The sequence below is a fragment of the Paenibacillus sp. 01T422 genome (genome assembly GCF_056398785.1).
On sequence record NZ_JBFTQB010000653.1, the window covers coordinates 1 to 3,776 of the forward strand.

Here is a 3,776-nt window from a genome sequence, read left to right on the forward strand (position 1 = left end):
ATGTTCTATAAACTCCAGTGCTCCCCAACCTTTCCTATACTTCCATATTAAAGAAGTTTATACAAAACTATTTTACAGACTCTCGTGAAGGGAATCAAGTAGCCATTCCTCCTACATCCATCCATGTGAGTTACCCTAGTCTCCTAGATAGGATATTGCACAAAAAACGATATTTTAATCACAAAAAACTATGACTTATTTCGAGTATTATTTTAGAATAGCAAAAGAAAGCGCTTTTATTCTTCGTTTTTTTACTGCGGTCAGGCTTAAACTACACTTTAATATACTGGGAGGGTTATTGGTTGAGTCCAATGAGAAAAGTGAAATTAGGTGTAATTGGTTTAGGCGGAATGGGAAGCAGCCATCTCAGGTATTTGACACAGATGGAGACAGTTGAAGTCGTAGCAGTTTGTGATGTTGTACATGAAAAGGCTGACAAAGCAGCGGCTCTATACCATACCAAGGCCTATTACAGCCATACGGAGCTTTTTAACAAATCGGGCATAGAGGCTGTATTAATAGCCGTTCCCCATTACGATCATACGCCTATATCGATTGATGCCTTCCATAAGGGAATCCATGTTCTTTGTGAGAAACCTATTGCGGTGCATGTCAATGATGCTCAAAAAACGATTGACGCCTATGAAAGCGCCAAGGAGCACCATCCCAATCTGATGTTTGGCATTATGTTTCAAGAAAGAACCTACCCTCACCATAAAAAAATCAAAGACATTCTTGATGGAGGCGAGCTGGGCAAATTAATCAGAGCGACCTGGATTAATACCAAATGGTTCCGATCTCAACTTTACTACGATAGCGGCGAATGGCGTGCAACTTGGGCTGGGGAAGGCGGAGGAATTTTGACCAATCAATGTCCTCATAATCTGGATCTCTACCAATGGTTATTCGGTCTTCCGTCGCGGATTAACGGTTTTGCGCATATTGGCAAATATCATGATATCGAAGTTGAAGATGAAGTAACCGCATACTTTGAGCACGAGAACGGGATGGTAGGCCATTTTATCGTAACTACCGCTGAAACACCTGGATCGAACCGGATGGAGATCGTGGGAGAGTACGGGAAATTGGTTTTTGAGGATAATCAAATTGTTTTGTATCGAACCCGTGAGTCGATGCTTCGTTTTATCAAAGAATCGCAAAGCAGGATGGGCAATGTTGAAAATTGGTATACGGAAATTCCTGTGGACGTGAATGTACCTACAGGACATCAAGTCGTGACAGAGAAATTTATCGAGGCTATACAAAATGGCGGCGGGGAGCTTATCGCACATGGCCCTGAGGGGATCAACGGACTAACGATTGCGAACGCAATTATGCTTTCTTCGTTCAACGACCAAACTGTCAGGCTGCCTATGGATACAGACGAATATGAGAAGAAGCTTAAGGAACTGATCCGAAGTTCCAAATACAAGAAGACAGTGAGACTGGATGGCGCTATGGATATCAGCTATTCCCAGGGTTAAGTCTTATCAACTTACAAAATGTCTAGGGGGAACTACCAATGAAGGGTAAACTCGGCATGGTTTCAGCTTTATCTCTTTCTGTTGTATTACTCGCAAGTGTATTAACGGGGTGCACCTCTAATGCTACGAAGCAAACAAGTACGTCAGAAAAAAATGAAGCAAGTTTATCTTCAATCCCGCTGCCTATCGTTAACAAACCTATCACCTTAAAAATGTTTGTGCCCATGGATGCCAAAGTAGCGGCAACCATGAAAAACTATAATGAAATCGCTGTGTTTAAAGAATTGGAAAAAAGGACAGGGATTCATATTGAGTTCATTCATCCTGCATCTATGGATGGGGCAGCGATCAAGGAACAGTTCAACCTTATGGTCGCGTCGGGCGATTTACCTGATCTGATTTATTATAACTGGATAGGCGATTATAACGGCGGACCCAATAAAGCGATCAAGGATGGCGTCATTTTGCCACTGAATGATTTGGTAGATAAGTACTCACCCAATCTTAAAGCGTTTATGAACTCCGATCCTAAAGCGAATAAACAGCTGCGTACAGACGATGGTACGATCTATGTTTATCCCGAGGCCCAATCGCCGAATCAGTATGCGAAAGTAAACCCTAATCCGAATCCTGCATTTCAGACTTTTGGATGGCAGATCCGCCAGGACTGGTTGGAAAAACTGAATTTAAAGTCACCTGAAACGATTGACGATTGGTATGAAGTGCTAAAAGCGTTCAAAACGAAAAATCCTAGCGGCAGCGGTAAAAATGACGAAATTCCTATGGCACCTAAAGGAGCGGGGGACCTGCAGAACTGGGTCAGAGCATGGGGGATCAACTACGGGTTTTATCATGATGGCGATAAAGTCAAATATGGACCCTACACCCCGGAGTACAAAGAAGCGCTAACAACCTTAGCAAAATGGTATAAAGAAGGCTTGATCGACCCTGATTTTGGAATTACGGATGCCAAACAATTCGATACCAAAGTTATGGGTAACCGTGCAGGCTCATGGACGGGATCGACATCAGGAACATTCGGTAGATTTGTTCAATTGATGAAAGCGAAAGATCCGTCAGTAAAATTATCAGGAACGGTTCCGCCTTACGTTACAGGCACGAAGTCCTACAATTTCAATGTTGATGAAATCAAGGTTGCGAGTGGCGGCGGTGTCGCGATATCCGCAAAAAGTAAATATGCGAAGGAAGCTGCGATGTGGTTGGACTATGGCTACAGTCCGGAAGGATCACTGCTCAATACCTTCGGTATTGAAGGCGAGAGCTACAAGATGGTGAACGGTTCGCCTCAACTGCTTCCAGAAATTACGAATAATCCAAAGGGCTTGTCGATTGATGAGGCGTTATCTAAATATTCCCGAGGATCTGGCGGACTGGCTTTTGTCATGACACCTGAGATTTGGCAGCAGCGCATGGCTTTACCTGAACAGCAGCAAATTATTGGCTTATGGAAAGCAGGCTCCTACGACAGAACCATGCCGCCGGGGGTAACGCCAACCATTGAGGAATCAACCAAGATGGCATCCATTACTTCAGCGGTTAATACGTATAGGGATGAGATATTCTCTAAAATGATCATGGGACAAGTACCTCTTAGTGAGTTCGATAATTATATGAGCAAATTAAAAGCTATGGGCATCGAGGATGCGATCAAAATTCAGCAAGCGGCATACGACAGATACATGGCAAGACAATAAGTCTTAACGTTGACCAGATTAGGTTTGGCTAGCAGTAAGAGCGCCAGCACTTGATCACCTCCCAAAGGTAAGATCAATGCTGGATGCCTGCTGCGCGAATTTCTTCGCTCAAAGGGGACGAACGATGGAGAATATGACGGTTGGTGAGACGGCGCATGCCAGAAATGTCTATCAGACGACGAAGCAAAACAGCTTTGTCCATAGACTTCGAAGAGACTTGTATAAAAACAGAATCATTTATTTCATGGCCTTACCCGTGGTCGCTTACTATATTATTTTCCAATATATTCCTATGTATGGAGCCTCGATTGCTTTTAAAGATTTCTCCCCAATGAAGGGAATTTGGGGCAGCACTTGGGTGGGCATGCAGCATTTTACCGATTTTTTTAACGATGTTTATTTCGGCAGAATTCTTACGAATACCCTTTTAATTAGTGTATATAACATTGTTTTTGGTTTTCCGGCACCAATCATTTTGGCCTTGCTATTAAACGAAGTACGAAAAAATCATGTTTTTAAAAGGTTTGTGCAATCGGTGACGTATTTACCGCATTTTATTTCAGTTCTGGTCTTATGC

At 43.0% G+C, this 3,776-nt stretch carries 2 protein-coding genes and 1 pseudogene; all 3 read left to right on the plus strand.

Annotated features, from left to right (window positions below; all coding sequences use genetic code 11):
* The first annotated feature begins 311 nt into the window (after positions 1-311).
* The gene (locus tag AC1DUA_RS28230) at positions 312-1,484 is read left to right on the plus strand and encodes a Gfo/Idh/MocA family protein (protein ID WP_477502923.1); all 1,173 of its coding nucleotides are present in this window, start codon (positions 312-314) and stop codon (positions 1,482-1,484) included.
* A 38-nt stretch (positions 1,485-1,522) separates the two neighbouring features.
* Positions 1,523-3,199 (plus strand): type 2 periplasmic-binding domain-containing protein, encoded by a 1,677-nt coding sequence (locus AC1DUA_RS28235; protein ID WP_477502922.1) that lies wholly within the window; start codon positions 1,523-1,525, stop codon positions 3,197-3,199.
* Positions 3,200-3,332: 133 nt separating this feature from the next.
* Positions 3,333-3,776, plus strand: a pseudogene (locus AC1DUA_RS28240) (sugar ABC transporter permease); the annotation flags it as partial.

Bases quoted from the DNA above. Each gene is read 5' to 3' on its own strand.
- AC1DUA_RS28230 (WP_477502923.1), top strand. From the start codon at position 312: ATGAGAAAAGTGAAATTAGGTGTAATTGGTTTAGGCGGAATGGGAAGC.
- AC1DUA_RS28235 (WP_477502922.1), top strand. From the start codon at position 1,523: ATGAAGGGTAAACTCGGCATGGTTTCAGCTTTATCTCTTTCTGTTGTA.